The organism is Nostoc sp. DedQUE07 (assembly GCF_034530975.2).
Classification (GTDB): domain Bacteria; phylum Cyanobacteriota; class Cyanobacteriia; order Cyanobacteriales; family Nostocaceae; genus Nostoc.
Window position 1 is genome coordinate 42,138 of the sequence record NZ_JAVRCC020000019.1, and the last position, 17,284, is coordinate 59,421.

Genomic DNA, 17,284 nt, shown 5'->3' on the forward strand with positions numbered 1-17,284 from the left:
GGTTCGGTTAAGGTTTTTTGATGCAAATTTGAGATCGCAAAGACGCAATAAATCGCTATCAAAATGAAAGACTGATTATTGTAGAGACGGCGATTCATCGCGTCTCTTGCCTTAACCGAACTAGTCCCCCCAGTCCCCAATCCCCAATCCCCCTATTTTACGTTTTTATATCTTTTCTTATAATTTTGTTAAGTAAATTAAATTTAACAGTCCATAGCCAGATATGATCGATTTCGGGTTTTCTAATTTAAGTTATTGAATTTTTTAAGACTATTGGCAGGAGAAAAGGAAAAATGTTTGACGCTGTGTCTGACTTGTTTAACGCTTTTACCAGTATCAATTGGGAAGTTATTTTCCAATTGTTGTCCGTGGCGCTCATCGTGATTGCTGGTCCAGCAGTAATCTTTGTGCTGGCATTTCGCAACGGCAACTTATAAGAGTGCTGAGTGCTGACTAAGGAGTTAACAGTTAAGAGTTAGGAGTGAGAAGTTAATTAAGAATTCATAACTCATAACTCATAACTCAGCACTCAGTACTGATAACGCCTGAAGGGCAGCTTGGATAATATTGTCGTACTGTGGTTGAGAAATATTAACTTCTTTAGCGTTTTGACGATTAGTGCCCAGCAAACCAATTATATGTCCTGGCTGGATGGCTAAGACTTTACCTTCAGAATTTCTAATTCTTAATTCTGCTTCAATACCGTTTTTATAGAAACCACAAGTATATTGTCGCTGGTTGTATTCAAATGTGGTGCTTGACTGGATAGGTGGCGAAGCAAAAAATTGTTGAATCGGAATTGGCAGTCTGACTCCGATTAACTCTAGCTCGATGGTGGTGTTACCGTTAAAGTAATTTTCTCGCAATTTGTAAGCGATATCCACTCGCGGTGGTAAACGGAAGTAGTCGCCCCAACGCCAAGCGATCGCTTTAATTCTATATTCCTGATTATCTATAGTTTGGGCAACGGTCAGTTTGATGTGACCCTTACCAACGATTTTTTGCTCAACCACTTGAATATTAGGTGTCCAGAAAACTGGATCGGGGTTGTCCATACCGCAGGGATGTAGAGCATTAAGCTGTTGATAAAGCTGTTGATTAATGTGATTGAGGTTGACTTCGGCATCAATTTTTAGCAGAGGCTTGAGATGTTGGGGTTCAAGACACTGGTTAGCAAACTCAATCAAACGCGATCGCACCATCTCTAAATTCTCTGCTGGTAGAGAAAACCCCCCGGCTGCTTTGTGTCCGCCAAATTTGCCTAGTAAATCATGACAATATTCCAAAGCTTCAAACACATGAAACTCTGGAATTGAGCGTGCAGAACCGCGTATATGTCCCTCATCTTCATAAGTCCCAATAAATACAGGAACACCGTAGCGTTCCACCAAGCGGGAGGCGACGATACCAATAACGCCATGATGCCAATTGGGTTGAACAACAATTAATACACGGTCTTTTTGTAGAGACGTCACAAATTCTGTCTCTACATAAGCGATCGCTTCTTGTTCAATTTGCTGACACATCTCTTGGCGAGAGGCGTTGACTTGTTCGCATTGCATTGCTCTTTCCAGCGCCACCCCCATATCATCTGTAGTCAGCAATTCAATCACAGTCTGGGGATTACCAATCCGACCAATAGCATTAATGCGCGGGCCCAAGCGAAACCCGATATCTTCAGGCTTCAGCGATTTTGGATTTTGAATTTTGGATTTTGGATTGGCAATTTTCTCCTCTGCTCCCCTGCTCCCCTGCTCCCCTGCTCCCTCATCTCTCGCCTGCACGCCGCCTACCTGAATCAACGCCTGTATTCCAGGTAAGTGGGATTTGGGTAAATGCTGTAAACCACGTTTTACCCAGCGACGATTTACGCCAGTTAAGGGGGCTAAATCTGCGATCGTTCCCAGTGTAAATAGTGCTAGCATCGGCTGGATCAAGCCCTTAGCCTGACCTAGCTGTTGTGCTAGAGACACTGCCAAAATGTAAGCAACACCAACACCAGCAACACCCCGATAAGGTGAGGATTCGGCTATTAATTTGGGGTTGAGGATAGCGTTAGCTGGTGGTAATTTTTGGGGGATATCGTGGTGATCGGTGATAATTACTGCAAGACCAAGTTCTTTAGCTCTGGCAACTGGTTCAAACGCAGAGATACCATTATCTACAGTCAGAATTAATCCCACACCTTCGCTGTGGAATTCTTCAACTATGCGTTTATTAATACCATAACCTTCGTGCATCCGGCTGGGGATAGCATAATCTACTTGTGCGCCTAAAGTGCGGAGACTACGCAAAAGTAGAGCAGTACTAGTCATCCCATCAGCATCGTAGTCACCACAAATAGCAATTTTTGTTTGAGAAGCGATCGCATTTTCCAACAACTCTAAACTAATCGCCAAATCAGGGAAATCTTCTAACGGCGAAGGCAAAACTAAAGACTCTGGATTTAAAAATGCTTGTACCTGTTCTGGTGTTTCGATCCCCCGATTAATTAATAACTGGCTGATAATGGGTGAAAGATTTGTCAAAAACGCCAGATTTTGGGCAAATTCTGGTTTTTGTGGATAAATTTGCCAGCGCTGATCGGGTAAGCGCCTACGAGGCTTTGATAGTTCAGATACAGCTTGGTCTAGCACAATACAAGTTAGGAGTTAGAAGTTAGAAGTTAAGAGTTAGAAGTTTTTAATTAAAAGTTATTTCTTAATTCATAACTCATAACTCATAACTCATAACTCATAACATTAATTTGCTATCTAAAACACGTTTATTCTGCCATCATCCATAATATATAACGAGCGATCGCCCGGAGAGCGCCAAGTCGGACGGAGTTCCAGGCGCAATGTACCAAAGTTAAGTTTAGAGACAATCGCTTGTAGTGATAAACCTGTTTCGCTCCAAAATATCAAAGATGTATTTGGTTCTGTACCTTCTATTTGTCCTAAGTTTAATTTCTGCCCTGGACTCAAGGATATTGCATCAGTCTCGGAGGGTTTTTGAATTTTGATCGGGTTAGGTGTGCTATTTACAACTTCAACTCGGATGTGTTGCCCAGGTGTAAACTGAATTGGGTGCGACCCACACTTAGAGGCACAAGTTCGAGCTAAAGTAGCATTGGGATTATTGATTGATGCAACTAGAATTGTAGCTGCAACTAAAGCAAATGACAGAGGCTTAAACATAATACACAGTATAAGTACTAAACTGAAATATTACTTCAATTTAGTACTATTAAACCTCAGTATATTTTCCAAAATTACTTTGGTAATTCCCAGTTATTAAATTACTAATTACGAATTATTTTTTATAAGCATCTCCTCTCGCACCAATAGCGTAAATTTCGATGTCTCTCGAATCAATATCAACTGTAAAAATAATTCTGTTTTTACCTATACGTAGTCTGTAAAATCCCTCCCAACCACCTTTCATCTTTTTGATATCTAATTCTGTAAACGGGATAATGCCTTGGTCTTCGACAGCAATAATAATTCGCTTTATTTGCTCCCGAATATTTTCAACATCTTCGGGACTTGCTTTTTCTAAAAATTTAATCGCTTTTTTGCGAAACTTTATTGCCATATCTTACCCAATCGGTCATATCGATTACTTCATCCTCAGGATCATCTGAAGGTATACCAAATTCGGCTTCAAGTTCGCGTTGCTCATCATCACTTATGTAAGGAATAAGAATTTGGCAGAGTCGAAGTCTTTCTTCTTGTAGAACTTCACGCATAGTTTCTTTAATCAATGCTTTTAATTCTTGAATTTCCACTGTACGTCTTTTTTTTATGGTTATATGTATATATATTACCTAGTCTCAGCTTTTAGTGGCAGGGAACTTATACGAAAAAACAAACTGCAAAAGTTGGATGATTTCTTTCAAGGTATAAATTTTAGTAGATAGAAGTATTTTTTAAAGGGACATTGAGTTGACTCGATTTAGATGAAAGGGAAAAGGTTAAAAAGCAAAGGAATAATAGTTACTCAGAATTGAACTTGGCTTTTACCTTTCCCTTTCTGCTGTAATGTCTCTTTAACCAAACCGTCCACTGATATAATCTTCAGCTTCTTTGGTTTGAGGAGAACTGAACATTTGCGCTGTCGGATTAAACTCAACTAATTTGCCGCGACGTTTGCCATGCTCGTCAATTTCTGTATTGAAGAAAGCCGTGAAATCTGCGACTCTAGAAGCTTGCTGCATATTGTGTGTCACCATGATGATGGTGTATTGCTCCTTGAGTTCTAAGCAGAGTTCTTCTACTTGGCGACTAGAAATTGGGTCGAGAGCAGAACATGGTTCATCCATCAATAATACATCTGGCTTCATGGCGATCGCACGAGCAATACAAAGTCGTTGCTGTTGTCCGCCAGATAATGCAGTACCCTTCTCTTTGAGTTTGTCCTTGACTTCATCCCAGATAGCAGCGCGTCTGAGAGAATCTTCCACCAATTCATCGATGTTACCTTTATAACCGTTAGCCCGCGGCCCAAAGGAAATATTTTCGTATATTGACTTGGGGAAAGGATTGGGTCTTTGAAAAACCATTCCGACTTGGCGGCGTAATTTTACAGAATTTATCTTAGGATCGTAAATATTGCGATCGCGATAATTCAGTCTACCCTCAACTTTAGCTCCAGGGATTAAATCATTCATCCGATTGAAGCAACGCAGAAGAGTACTTTTACCACATCCTGAAGGCCCAATAAAAGCAATAATTTGTTTATCAGGAATCTTTAAGTAGACATCTAAAAGTGCCAGAAATCCACCGTAATACACCTTCACACCTTCAACATTGAATACACCATTATCTTGGTCAATTGTGGCACTATCTGATTTACTTCTACTATTGCTATAAGTCATTTGGTTGAACTCCAATATCTATGAATCTATCCAAATTAGATATTTAATTACCTAATTTATTGAGAAGCGTTGTCGAATATAAATTGCAACACCATTTAAAGCTAAAATCAAAATTAACAACGCAATAATTGTGGCTGCTGCTGCACTAGCAAAACCCGGTTCGGGACGAGTTATATAACTGTAAATTTGAATGGGTAATGCCATAAATCTCTGAAACAAACCAGGGTTAAAGGTGAGAAAACCCACAGCACCGACAACAATCAGAGAAGCTGCATCACCTATAGCGCGCGATACAGAGATAATCACCCCCGTCAGAATACCGGGAACAGCATAAGGTATGACATGATTGCTAATAGTTCGCCATTTTGTGACACCTAATCCGTAAGAAGCATTTCTCAGAGAATCTGGAACAGCGCGAATTGCTTCTCTAGCTGTCACAATAATTACTGGTAAAGACAACAAAGATAAAGTCAATGCACCGGAAATCAAAGCGGGGCCAAACCCAAGCAAATAATTGAAAACCCCTAAACCTAGCAATCCATAAACGATAGAAGGTACACCCGCCAGATTACTGATATTAATCTCAATAATCGCTGTCCACCAAGCTTTAGGTGCATACTCTTCTAGATATAGAGCTGCTCCAACACCAATGGGGACAGTAACTAAAATCACAACCAACCCTAAAAGAATACTGCTGATAATTGCAGGGCGGATGCCACCTTGGTCAGGAAAACGAGAAGGAGTTTCCGTGAGAAAGCCGGGTGATAAAAATCTGCCTAATCCGTCTTTCAAAATATCAAAAAGTAGCAACGCTAGGACAAATAAACCAATCAGCAATCCTAACAAAAAAAGTACTTCAAATACTTTCCCTAATGTCTCTCTACTTTCAACATTATCGGTAAATTCTGCCGCAGAATCGAGAGAATCATCTTGTTGATAACTTGTAGCCATATCTATTTAGTCGTATTTTTCTTTAAAGCGATTAGCAATCCAGAAACTCACAATATTCAAAGCAAGGGTAAGTAGAAATAAAACAGCGCCTACAGCATATAATGTTTTGAAATTGAGGCTACCGCGCGGACTATCTCCACCAGAAATTTGTGCCATGTAGGCTGTCATTGTTTCTACTGATTCTGCAAAGTTGATAGTTAGTCTTGGTTGCTGTCCGGCGGCGATGAGGACAGTCATTGTTTCACCCACAGCTCGAGAAATACCCAAAATAATCGAGGCGATGATTCCAGAAAGTGCGGCTGGTAGAACTACTTTAAAAATGGTTTCCAGTTTAGTAATACCTAAAGCATAAGATCCTTCTCGCAAAGAACGCGGAACTGCTCGGATAGCATCTAAGCTGATGGAACCAACGGTAGGAGTAATCATTATCCCCATCATCAATCCCGCACTCAAAGCGTTGAATATTTCCAGAGGGATAACATTTCGCAGTAATGGTGTTAGGAACAACAGGGCAAAGTAACCATATACTACTGTAGGTACTCCTGCCAAAAGTTCCACTGCCGGACGTAAAATAGCTGCTACTTTAGGTTGAGCATACTCACTTAAATAAATCGCAGAAGACAAACCTAGAGGAATAGCAACCGCCATTGCAATAGCTGTAGTTAAAAAAGTGCCATTAATTAAGGGCCAAATGCCAAAATGTTTCTCTGCAAATAGAGGTGTCCATTTAGTATCAAGAAAGAATTTTGCAAAGGAAACTTCTTGGAAAAAACTGAATGTCTCCTGAAAAATAATTACGACAATACCAAAAGTAGTCAAAACCGAAACTAAAGCACAAGCAAATAAAATTACCGCCACAATCTTTTCAGATATATCTTCAGATGGATTTTTATCCAGAGACTGTCTGGATTGTAGATAAAGACCATCTTGAGAATTAGTATTTTGCATAAACAATTAGCTTCTCACTAAAATTAAACTACTATGCCTGAGACTTAAATTAAATAAAGTTTGTAATCGGTTCACCTGGTTTTGCTTTTTTAAACTTTGTCCCAGTTTCACCAGTAGCAAATTTTTGTTTGACTTTGAGGTAAGCTTCATCAGGTAATGCTACATAACCTACACTATCTACCCACTTCCAAGAATTTTCTAGATAAAAATCTACAAATTCTTTGACTGCTGGCTTAGTATCTAAAGATTTTTTGCTGACATAGATGAAGAGAGGACGAGACAAAGGTGTATAGATGTTTTTAATTACATTATCCACCGGAACTGGTTTTTCACACTTTCCAGCAAGACTTTCTACAGCAACTAGATTCAGTTTTTCTTGATTTTGAATGTAGTAAGATATCCCAACATAACCCAGGGCTGTTACATCACCTGACACTCCTTGTACGAGAAGGTTTTGATTTTGAGTGGCAGTGTAGTCTGTACGGCCATTCTTGGCTTTGCCAGTCACAGCTTGAGTCATATAATCGAATGTTCCCGTATCAGAAGATGGAGCATATAGCTTCAGCTTTTCGTTAGGAAACTTGGGATTAACTTGATTCCATGCCAATATTTTGCCGTCTGATTTGCCGCCCCAAATCTTACCCAGTTCCTTAATAGTTAGACATTTGGCAAAGTTATTTTTACGGTTGGCAATCACGGCGATGCCATCTAAAGCTACTGGCAACTCGACAAAGTTAATATTTTTACTTTTACATTTTTTTATTTCTTCATCTCTAATGGTGCGAGAAGCACCAGCTATATCAATATCGCCATTACAAAATTTACTGAAACCACCACCAGTGCCACTTGAGGCAACGCTAACTTGAGCCTCAGGCTTAACTTTACTGTATTCTTCTGCAACTGCTAAAGAAATAGGAAAGCCTACAGCTGCACCATCAATACTCACTTGACTTTTCAATTCTTGCCCGCCGTTACAAGCACTGATACTGCTGGCAATAAGCATTAAAGATGTTAGGAAAAAGCTATCCTTAAATCGGCTACGAAAGCTCATAAAATTATTAATTTCAGTAAAATGACTGTAAATTGCTGCTTATGCTTGGCTATCTGCAAATAAAAAATGCTGCATTAAAAAATACATATCATGCTTTGTTTGCAGCTTGCACTTTGTCAAAAATTGCTCCATCTCCAAAAAACTTTTTCTGAATAATATCCCAGCCACCTAAATCTTGAGATGTGAATAAAGTTTTAATTGGTGGATGTTGTGATGCTACTTCTTGACTAACGGTGGGATTAACAGGACGATATTGTAATTTAGCAAATTCCCGTTGAGCTTCTGTAGAGTAAAGAAAATCAACAAATGCTTGTGCAACTTCTCTTGTACTGTGTTTATCGACGTTTTTATCAACTACCGCCACAGGATTATCAATAGAAATATTGACTTGAGGTACAACATAAGGCAACTTCGTCCCATTTTGTCCTGCCAAAATTACCTCATTTTCGTAGTTAATTAAAACATCTCCCTCACCTTTTTGGAAGAATAAATTGCTAGCCTCACGGGCATCTTTCGTTAGAGTCGGGATATTCTTATAAACTTTGGTGACATAATCTAGCGCTGTGGCTTCATCACCACCTGTTAGACTCACCGAACCCCAGAAAGCCAAGAATTCCCAGATAGCAATACCAGAAGTTTTTGGGTTGGCGGCAATCACTTTCACGCCATCTTTTGCTAAGTCTGCCCAAGTATTAATACCTTTAGGATTGCCTTCACGGGTGACGATCGCAGCAACCGATTTACTAACAATACCATTTCTCGGAGCTTCGGTTTCCCAACCTGATTTAATCAAACCTGCTTGTTGAATTTTGCTGACATCGAGAGGAAGTGCTAAGTGTACTATATCTGCTTCTTGCGAACCGTTAATGACAGCAGCCGCTTGAGCGCCAGAACCTCCATAACTTTGCTCAAAGGTAACGTTTTGGTTGTGTTCTTGCTTCCACTTTTCGATAAACTTGGGAATTATCTGGTCATGAGCGGCTTTGGTGACAGAGAAAGATACAAGTTTTAGCTTAACATCATTTTTGCTAGCTGAACTGCTTCCAGAACAAGAGGCAACTGCTATACTCAAAAAAATACTTGTTAAAAACAGACTCACAAAGCTTTGTACACTGCGTCCATTCAACCAACTTTTAATTGCGTGTTGATACCGGAGTTGTATACTCTGCAAAGCTTTGATGACATAAGCCTGCATCCCTTGACTTAGAATTTTACTTAATTGTGTCGATTGCTGCGACTTGCTCATTAGAATCACCCCTAAATCTACGGTATTTCTACACGGATACCGTGATTATGAGAATTATAGGGTATATAGAATAATATTTATCATCTGGATTAATTTTTTTTTACTCAATGAGCAATTAACGATCAAAACTAGTAAATAAATCTGATTTACCAAGGCATTTTAGAAGACAGTTTTTTTGCTGGATAGCAAAACAATCTGATTGCATACATAATATTTGCTATAAATATGTAATTATTAATACAAAACAATAATGAAGGCTCGATTTTATTTTGACACTTGGGAATTGACTCATATCTCAACTGCGACTCGTTGAATACCAACAAAGTCCACTGAATCCTGCTGTTCTTCCTCAAATTCTAAACAAAGTTCAATCGCTTCTCTAATCCGCTCCATTAACTCATCTAAAGTTTGGGCTTGCGTATGACAACCAGGAAGATTAGGGACGGAAGCAACAAAGTAGCCATCAGCATCTCGTTCGAGAATTACATTAAACTCTCGCTTCATCACTCTTCTTTTCTGAATTTATACTATATTAATTATTCTCTCATTATTGAAAGAGCGATCGCCCCTGTTATGAGAATATACGATCGGGCGATCGCTCACTTGTAAAAATACTCATACAGCTTTTTTGCAACTCTAACCAGTTCTCTAATTGCAAATTAGGTATATTTTCAAAATCTTTGATATTGTTTGTAACCAAAATATCATTACGAGAACGGACAACAGCAGCAATTAGTGCATCTACTTCTCCTGTTGGTCTACCAATTTGCCTCAATTCACTTTGGATTTTACCAAATTGTCTGGCAGCATCTATATCAAATGGCTCAATAGGTAATAGTTCAGTTAGTTGTGCTAGTGTTTCTAAATTTTTTTCAACTTGTTTAGAACAGTAAACACCTTTGTAAAGTTCTGAAACTACTATTGTAGATAGATAGCATTGGCTGAAATAGCGATTGAATACAGGTACTACTTTGGAATTACCGTTAAGCAGTGCAATACAAATGTTAGTATCTAAGAGATACATTAGTCTTTATTCTATTTATCTATTGAATTTATTACCCTTCCTTGGTAAGTATGACGCTGCTGGTTAATTTCAGCAAAGATATCTATCAACTCTGTTTGGTCTTGCCAAACTCCAAATAATTGATTCAATTTTGCTAGTTTCTGTTCATCTGTTAAGTCTAGTTTTGCTAGTACAGGTTCAGTAGCAGGTAGTTCTAGATTAACGATTATTTCTGCCCCATCAGGAATACTGTGAATTTGCTCTAATAATTCAATAGTTTGGCCGCGTTTGATTCCTCTAATTTGCATTATATGCTTACTCCTGTAATCTTTACTATTCAAATCTTAGATATTTTCTCATTACTTAATCTTAACTGATTAACTGATGTAGCGTAGACGCGTAGCTATTGGTCGCCAGACATCGCCCTTGTTGTGAGAATATACGATCGGGCGATCGGGTTTAAGCACCCACCAACTGAGTCAGGCGTTTCAATATACGTAGCACGTCGTACAATTCATTTCCAGGGTTACGCATCAAAAAACCCTTTGATAAAGCATAACGTGGTGGATTTCCTTTCACTAATTTAACGAAAATAAACTCGCTTCCCGTAGCAATCATACCAAAACTAGGTTGCTCGTTATCCCGATTTCCTAACAGATAAGCCAGAATTTGTGCGAGTCCTTGTTCGACTGAAAACGAAGCTCTTTTAGACTCAATAATTATTAGCCAAAATTGCTCTTTTAAAACTAAGGTATCTATTCTACCTTTGATAATTACATCTTCATCTGGCACAGCAATATCTATAGATTCTTCTGATTTTACATAATACGGAGCTAGATAAAAATCCCCAATAAAAAGCAATGGGTCTACAACTGCCATTCTAACTACATCTTCCAGGAAAGGTGGGTAATTAAGAAGATTAAAATAACCCGTTTTTACCTTATCTAAAAGTTGTTTATCTAAATCATTGATTTCTGGTAAATCTTCTTGCCATTCACGGAAGAATAAGCCATCCAAAACTAACTCAATACCAAAGTTGTCAATTAAATAGCGTAAGTCGATGACTTTTGCTGGGATTGTTTGCGTCATATATTTTGGAGAGTGGAAAATAGGGCTTACACAAAATACCTGTAAAACTCTGATTTCTCCGTGCCCTTTACGCTTCTGCGGTAGCCTGCGGCAAGCCGAAGCGTCTACGTTATTCCATAATAATTAATTGTTAATTACAAATTATTTTCACCTACTCATTAGTTGCTGCTTCCAGCCAAACTTCCACATCATCTGCTAGCAACTTTTGTGCTGCATCCATCATTGAAGTTGCGATATCTTTAAGGTCTTCGCGGTTATTCAAGTAAGTTTTTAAAGCTTCCATTGGGTCGATGCTACTACTTGCACTCAATTCAGGAATTCGGGGTCTGGCTAATTGACTCACTAATTCTGCTTGAATGGTGTAGGTATGAGCGGGACTTAAAGCAGTATGTAGAGAGGAACTGTCAATTAAATCCATCTGTTCGGAGCGGAGTTTGTAAATTAGCCGCACTACAGCATCTTGAATATCATACTTGGCGATCGCTTTCATTAACACCGCTTGCGGATCGTCTGCTTTTGAGACATCTACCTCAATGGTGCGGAAAGTCCGAACTGTCAAAGGACAAAATTCCCACTCAGCGCTTCCCCGCTCTAGTTCTATCATCACATAGCCTTTGTCTTCTTTTTCTTCACTAAAATCTACCCGCTCAATACTCCCTGGATAAATCACCGGCGGGTTGTTAGATTTATTCAGATTTTGGTGGCGGTGGACGTGTCCCAATGCTACATAATCAAAACAAGGTCGCGTCAGCAAAGATAAGGGCAGAGTAAAGCCTTTACCCACCGCCAAAAATCTTTCTGCACCCAAGCTAGCATTGTCAGCCATCAAGTGAGCCAAAAGGATAGTAGGTACATCTGGGTCAAGACGGCGAACTTCCCCTTCTAAAACAACTCGCAGACGTTCCGTTAATAGTTGGTTGACTTCCGCCAAAGATAAACCTTCAGTCTCTTGGCGAGTCATCAAAGTCGAACGAGTCAGCCAAGGCAGGGTGATTACTTGCACTTTGCCATTACAGGTTTCGATACAGTGCGTAGTTAATGTATCACCAACAACAAACCCTGGCACTCCCAAAGTGCGGTAAATATTTAAACTCGCTCCTCCCTGTCCTTGGGAATGTTGGTCGTGGTTGCCTACCAACAGCACTGTTGGAATATTGGCATCCATCAGACGGCGAAACTGGCTAGCAAACGCTTGTTGTACATAAGGCGGTGGTGTCGCATCTGGGAAAGCATCGCCACCAAATATCACCATATCAACAGCATCTCTCAGCGCTCGGTCAATACATATAGATAGAGTATTGACAAAATCCTCCAACCGTGTATTTAATCCCGTTTCTGGATTAATTCGTCCGTGGGAAAAGCCGCTTCCCATGTGGATATCGGAGAGATGGAGGATTTTAATCATATTTGTCCTTTGTTCTTAGTCATTTGTCCTTTGTCTAATACTAATTACAAATGACTAAATGAGTCCTTAACCGTTTGTCCTTTGTCATTTTTGACCAATGACTAATGACTAATGACAAATGACCAATGACTAAATATGAATTCCACATTCTGTTTTATCACTTCCCCGCCAGCGTCCGGCGCGTTCGTCTTCGCCTTCGCCTACTTTGGTGGTGATGGGTTGGTCGCCGATGCTGGGATAACCTTGGTCGTGGAGGGGGTTGTAGATGACTCCATGTTCAGCTACGTAAACCCAGCTGTCTTGGCGTGTCCAAGTAGCTATGGGATTTACTTTCAGCCGACCTTTATTATCAAATTCAAATATGGGCATATTTGCACGGGTTACTGCTTGGTCACGGCGGCGTCCGGTAATCCAAGCAACGCTGTTGAGTTCGTCTAAACCCCGTAATAATGGTTCGATTTTTGTAATATTGTGGAATTGGGCAATATCCGTGTCCCAAAGTTTGTCGCCGTATTTGGCTTCAAAGGCTTCGCGGGTGTCTACGTCTGGAGTTTTGAAAGTTTGCAAATCCAGATTATAGATTTGTTTGGCTTTGGCAACTAATTCTAGGCTTTCAGGGAAGTGGTGCAAAGTGTCGAGAAAGATTACAGGAACGGGATGCTTCAGTTCGCTGTAAAGAATATGGGTAATTATCATGTCATCCACGTTAAAGGCGCTTGTTTGCACCAGCCCCGTTGGGATATTCTCTATAGACCATGCCAGTATGTCTTTGGGTGTGGCAGTTTCAAATTGTTCATTTAATTTGTCTAAGTCAAAAGCGATCGCTTGGTTTCTAGATGCCGTGGAGACTGTCATGATAATCTTCTATTCAAATATTTCTACCTTGATTAATATCGATCTTACTGCATCAAGACGCGTATTCCGCTCGGAGATAAGGTAATTATTTTGGGCGGAAATTACTACATTTTGAAAATGGAGAATAGGACAAGAAAATAATTACGCTAAATACTTGATATAAATTATACAAAAGTGTCTACAATAGTTATTATTAAGAAAATTTACGGTAATTTAAGTTTTGCATTAGTTTTATAGATATTTATACTGATTTTGATATGGTTAAGGAACTATTAATAAAAGGGATTTTACTTAAATGAACAACGCAAAATTCAGCAATCCATTAGGTCAGTCTATAATTATGGGCGCTTTAATGATGTTAACCAGCGTTGGGGTTATTACAATCATGAACTTTTTCTAAGATTTAAGATTTCTCATTTTAGAAATAAGACTTCATATAGTCCCGCTCAAAACTGAGTGGGACTTTTACTTTTTTCATCCAGATCGATCGGTGTGTATTAATTTTCTGCTATCACTTTCGGCAGAAAATAATCCAAAAGCCGTGTTATTACGTAGTTTTGCACTCAGAAAATTTAGAATAGGGATGCGATCGCTATTTCCTTATTTCCTTTACCTTAGTGCCCGACTGGCGCTTTCACTCCTGCACCGCCTTTACCCAAAAATAGCAACAGAGGTAATGAGCAAAGAAACCCTATCCCTACGACTCGAAAGCAATCTGCGTAAGATAAAACCGCAGCTTGAATATCTACTGTTTGACTCAATAAAGCTAGTGCTTGTTGTTGTGCTGTTGCCGCATCCATACCTTGACCTTGGAGTGCCCCGTTGAGCAAGTCGAGACGCTGACTGGTTTCTGGGTCATAAGGGCTAAGTTTTGCTAACAGCATAGCTCGATGAAAAACCTGTCGTCGGTCAAGCAGAGTAGTAAGTAGGGCAATGCCGATACTGCCACCTAGTTGTCGGGTAAGGTTGTAGAAACCAGAACCAGCAGAAACATCTTGTTTAGGTAGCGGGCCTAAAACTGCCAAACTCAAAGGGAGAAACATAAATACAGTAAAAGCTCCGCGCCATACCAATGGCCAAAATAAATCGTCTGTGCCGCTTTGTGGAGTAATTGCTGCTAATTGAAACATGACTCCAGATGAGCCGACAGCGCCGATCGCAATTAAAAATCGGGCATCAACTATACTAGTCAGCTTGCCTAATAAAACCATCCCGATCGCAGACGCTAAAGCCCCAGGTGCTAATAATAGTCCTGTTTGTGTAGCCGTAAATTGCAGCACGCTCTGAGCAAATATCGGCACAGCAAACAGTGCGCCATAAAGCCCCATACCCACCACTGCTGAAAGAACGCTTCCCGCAGCTAAAGAACGGTGACGCAAAACTCTCAAATCCACAGCCGGGTGATCTGTTTTCAGTTCTCGCCAAATAAACAACCCCAAGCCGATAATACCGAGGATAGTCAGAGAAACGATGAAACTAGAGGAAAACCAATCGTCTGTTTCCCCTTCTTCTAATACAGTTTGTATGCTACCCACGGCCACAATTAAAAAGCCAATTCCCCACCAATCAACAGCTTGGTTCTTTGTATCGCTCTTATCTTTATTTTTTGGCAAAAACGCCAAAGACATCAGGACTGCAACGATCCCAAAGGGAATGTTGACAAAGAAAATCCAGCGCCAGCCTAAACCATCTACTAAAAATCCTCCTAAGGTTGGGCCAATTGCTGGCCCAGCAATTACACCCACGCCAAAAACTGCTTGGGCCAAACCTTGTTCAGCTGGGGGAAAAGTCTCGAACAAAATCGCTTGGGCTTTCGCTAGCAATCCGCCACCGCATAAACCTTGGAGAATTCGAGCCGCAATCAACATCGGTAGATTGAAGGACAGCCCACATAAAATAGAGGAAATCGTAAAACCAACTAGCGAGAAGATAAAGTAGGTTTTACGCCCAAAGTAATCTCCCAACCATGCAGATAAGGGAATTAAGACGACGTTAGCGATCGCATATCCGCTAACTACCCAACCCACTTCACTGACAGTTGCACCCAAGGTAGCTTGGATATCAGTGAGAGCGACGTTAACAATACTAGTATCAATTACTTCTAATATTGCACCAAGAGAAGCCGTAAATGCGATCGCCCACTTCAATGGCCCGTGGACATAACCAAATTGGTCAAAACTAGAACCTTTAATGTTGATAGCCATTATTTAGCACAAATAATATTTGGGAGATGTCAAGCAATGCCAAAGCTAAAATTAAGTATTGTATATATACGCTACGGTAGCGTATCATATAAAAACGGTCAAGAGAGTTTTTTCTGAAAAGTGGCAGAAATACCTATGCTAAAGATGGATGGTCATTGCTGCTGTTTTAGTGCGTGAGAATTGGGTTATAAAGCTTATTTGTTTCCCAGAAGCGATGTTCTATGCCCAACAGTGGAGTAAATGACCAAAAAGATATTGCTTGGGGATGATATTTTTATGAGTAAGCAAATCAACAGCACCTCTGGACGCCCACGCAGCATCCACGCCGACCAAGCGATTCTGCAAGCAACTTTGGATCTGCTTGCAGAGGTAGGATATGAAAGCATGAGTATAGAAGCGATCGCTTCTCGTGCTGGAGTTGGTAAAACAACCATCTATCGGCGTTATACTTCCAAAGAAGAACTAGTTGCAGACGCGATCGAAAGTCTCAGAGATGATTTAGCGATCCCCGATACCGGCAGCTTTTGGGGAGACATGGATATCCTGATTAAGAATGCCGCCAAAAAAATAGATAGTCCCCTTGGTCGTCAGACACTTGCACTGATTATTAGTACAGCGTCTAGCAATCCTCAGTTTGCCGAGGTTTACTGGACAAAATATACAAAACTCAGACGTGAAGCTTTTTCTAAAATACTTAAACGTGCCAAGTCCAGAGGCGAAATTCACAAGGACGCAGACGTAGACTTAATTATCGACCTTGTAAGCGGTTCACTATATTATGCACTGATTTTCAAACCCACAACCGAGCCAGTAGAAGCATACATGCGCCGCACCATGAATCTTCTCCTCAAAGGTATTGGGAATGGGGTATAGGGCATTGGGCATGGGGCATGGGGCATGGTGGGGCATGGGGCATGGGGCATTGGGCATGGAGCATGGGGACAAGACTAAGATAAAGCTTCCTTAAATCAGAACTTTAGAGGGACAACGAGAATAACCAATTCCCAATGCCCAATGCCCAATTCCCAATTCCCAATTCAACTTGTTAGCAAAATAACTTTTCATCATCGGTCATAAATGAGATGATGGAGAAATTAGAGAAAAAGGTGAACAATTGTTATTTTTCTCCTTCCGCTTCTGGTTGCAGAATAGCATCACAGTATTGAATGAGGGTTGTCAAGCGATCGCTAATCGTTTGAAGTCTCGTTTGTACAGTAGATGCTTGCCGCGCTCCTTGCAAAAACATCACATCTATTTCCAACAGGCGCAATTGCTTGCTCATCTCCGTTTGATAAGACTGCACTCGCCAGTTTTCATCAGCCAAAGGCACAATCTGTTGCCCGAAAAATTGCTGCAACGTGGCTACACGCTGCCGCAGTTCTGGCGCAGCGATTTGGGTAGTTGTGGCATCGGAGCGTAATTGCTCTAATAAAGTTACGAATGCCAGATATTTCTCACGGTTTAAAGACATCCAGTGCTAGTTAAGATAGTATTAATGTCAAGTAATTTTTCTTCTACAATAAACTTTCTTAAACACTTATCAGCACTAAAAGCCTCAAATCGTAATTTGGGGCTTTGTTTGCCATCAATGGATTTTCTTTAACGATTCTTGAAATTCAAACTGGATGACTACCACTGGCAATTGGAGAATCGTCCTTACACTGCTTTTTCCAA

General features: G+C 40.3%; 19 protein-coding genes. 2 read left to right on the forward strand and 17 right to left on the reverse strand.

The annotated features are described in order from the left end of the window. Window positions 1-293: 293 nt before the first annotated feature. Complete coding sequence (psb30, locus tag RMZ95_RS16395; RefSeq protein ID WP_069068686.1) at window positions 294-437, forward strand: photosystem II reaction center protein Ycf12/Psb30; 144 nt, start codon at window positions 294-296, stop codon at window positions 435-437. Window positions 438-515: 78 nt separating this feature from the next. Here the strand turns inward: psb30 and RMZ95_RS16400 are convergent, their stop codons facing one another. The 16 genes from RMZ95_RS16400 to RMZ95_RS16475 form a co-directional block, all read right to left on the reverse strand. Continuing rightward, a complete protein-coding gene (locus tag RMZ95_RS16400; protein WP_322683524.1) occupies window positions 516-2,636 on the reverse strand; it encodes a single-stranded-DNA-specific exonuclease RecJ in 2,121 nt (706 codons plus the stop codon). Between the two features lie 117 nt (window positions 2,637-2,753). After that, window positions 2,754-3,179, reverse strand: coding sequence for a hypothetical protein (locus RMZ95_RS16405; RefSeq protein WP_322673587.1), 426 nt, complete (start codon window positions 3,177-3,179; stop codon window positions 2,754-2,756). A 115-nt stretch (window positions 3,180-3,294) separates the two neighbouring features. Next, window positions 3,295-3,576 carry a type II toxin-antitoxin system RelE/ParE family toxin gene (locus RMZ95_RS16410; protein WP_322683525.1) on the reverse strand — a complete coding sequence of 94 codons (282 nt, stop codon included), beginning with the start codon at window positions 3,574-3,576 and terminating at the stop codon, window positions 3,295-3,297. Continuing rightward, window positions 3,545-3,769 carry a hypothetical protein gene (locus RMZ95_RS16415; RefSeq protein ID WP_322683526.1) on the reverse strand — a complete coding sequence of 75 codons (225 nt, stop codon included), beginning with the start codon at window positions 3,767-3,769 and terminating at the stop codon, window positions 3,545-3,547. Before RMZ95_RS16415 ends, RMZ95_RS16410 begins: the two co-directional genes overlap by 32 nt. A gap of 261 nt (window positions 3,770-4,030) precedes the next feature. After that, window positions 4,031-4,858, reverse strand: a complete 828-nt coding sequence (gene pstB / locus RMZ95_RS16420; RefSeq protein ID WP_322673590.1) for a phosphate ABC transporter ATP-binding protein PstB — start codon at window positions 4,856-4,858, stop codon at window positions 4,031-4,033. Between the two features lie 51 nt (window positions 4,859-4,909). Next, window positions 4,910-5,809 (reverse strand): phosphate ABC transporter permease PstA, encoded by a 900-nt coding sequence (pstA, locus tag RMZ95_RS16425; RefSeq protein WP_322673591.1) that lies wholly within the window; start codon window positions 5,807-5,809, stop codon window positions 4,910-4,912. 6 nt (window positions 5,810-5,815) lie between these two features. Further along, window positions 5,816-6,757 carry a phosphate ABC transporter permease subunit PstC gene (pstC, locus tag RMZ95_RS16430; RefSeq protein ID WP_322683527.1) on the reverse strand — a complete coding sequence of 314 codons (942 nt, stop codon included), beginning with the start codon at window positions 6,755-6,757 and terminating at the stop codon, window positions 5,816-5,818. A 49-nt stretch (window positions 6,758-6,806) separates the two neighbouring features. After that, window positions 6,807-7,808 carry a PstS family phosphate ABC transporter substrate-binding protein gene (locus RMZ95_RS16435; protein WP_322683528.1) on the reverse strand — a complete coding sequence of 334 codons (1,002 nt, stop codon included), beginning with the start codon at window positions 7,806-7,808 and terminating at the stop codon, window positions 6,807-6,809. An 88-nt stretch (window positions 7,809-7,896) separates the two neighbouring features. Next, on the reverse strand, window positions 7,897-9,054 hold the full coding sequence (locus RMZ95_RS16440; RefSeq protein ID WP_322683529.1) for a sulfate ABC transporter substrate-binding protein: 1,158 nt from the start codon (window positions 9,052-9,054) through the stop codon (window positions 7,897-7,899). A gap of 288 nt (window positions 9,055-9,342) precedes the next feature. Further along, the gene (locus RMZ95_RS16445) at window positions 9,343-9,558 is read right to left on the reverse strand and encodes a type II toxin-antitoxin system HicB family antitoxin (protein ID WP_322673631.1); all 216 of its coding nucleotides are present in this window, start codon (window positions 9,556-9,558) and stop codon (window positions 9,343-9,345) included. A gap of 67 nt (window positions 9,559-9,625) precedes the next feature. Next, the gene (locus RMZ95_RS16450) at window positions 9,626-10,078 is read right to left on the reverse strand and encodes a type II toxin-antitoxin system VapC family toxin (protein WP_322683530.1); all 453 of its coding nucleotides are present in this window, start codon (window positions 10,076-10,078) and stop codon (window positions 9,626-9,628) included. A gap of 11 nt (window positions 10,079-10,089) precedes the next feature. Continuing rightward, window positions 10,090-10,365: a hypothetical protein gene (locus RMZ95_RS16455; RefSeq protein WP_322683531.1), complete on the reverse strand. Its 276-nt coding sequence runs from the start codon at window positions 10,363-10,365 to the stop codon at window positions 10,090-10,092. Window positions 10,366-10,516: 151 nt separating this feature from the next. Beyond that, window positions 10,517-11,146 (reverse strand): restriction endonuclease subunit R, encoded by a 630-nt coding sequence (locus RMZ95_RS16460; RefSeq protein WP_322683532.1) that lies wholly within the window; start codon window positions 11,144-11,146, stop codon window positions 10,517-10,519. A gap of 151 nt (window positions 11,147-11,297) precedes the next feature. Continuing rightward, on the reverse strand, window positions 11,298-12,551 hold the full coding sequence (locus RMZ95_RS16465) for an exonuclease SbcCD subunit D (protein ID WP_322683533.1): 1,254 nt from the start codon (window positions 12,549-12,551) through the stop codon (window positions 11,298-11,300). A gap of 129 nt (window positions 12,552-12,680) precedes the next feature. Further along, the gene (gene cysH / locus RMZ95_RS16470) at window positions 12,681-13,406 is read right to left on the reverse strand and encodes a phosphoadenosine phosphosulfate reductase (RefSeq protein ID WP_322683534.1); all 726 of its coding nucleotides are present in this window, start codon (window positions 13,404-13,406) and stop codon (window positions 12,681-12,683) included. A 614-nt stretch (window positions 13,407-14,020) separates the two neighbouring features. Next, complete coding sequence (locus RMZ95_RS16475) at window positions 14,021-15,610, reverse strand: DHA2 family efflux MFS transporter permease subunit (RefSeq protein ID WP_322673600.1); 1,590 nt, start codon at window positions 15,608-15,610, stop codon at window positions 14,021-14,023. A gap of 276 nt (window positions 15,611-15,886) precedes the next feature. Between RMZ95_RS16475 and RMZ95_RS16480 the strand changes: the two genes are divergently transcribed. Continuing rightward, on the forward strand, window positions 15,887-16,483 hold the full coding sequence (locus tag RMZ95_RS16480; RefSeq protein WP_322683535.1) for a TetR/AcrR family transcriptional regulator: 597 nt from the start codon (window positions 15,887-15,889) through the stop codon (window positions 16,481-16,483). 244 nt (window positions 16,484-16,727) lie between these two features. Here the strand turns inward: RMZ95_RS16480 and patD are convergent, their stop codons facing one another. Beyond that, a complete protein-coding gene (patD, locus tag RMZ95_RS16485) occupies window positions 16,728-17,081 on the reverse strand; it encodes a heterocyst frequency control protein PatD (protein ID WP_322673602.1) in 354 nt (117 codons plus the stop codon). Window positions 17,082-17,284 lie beyond the last annotated feature (203 nt).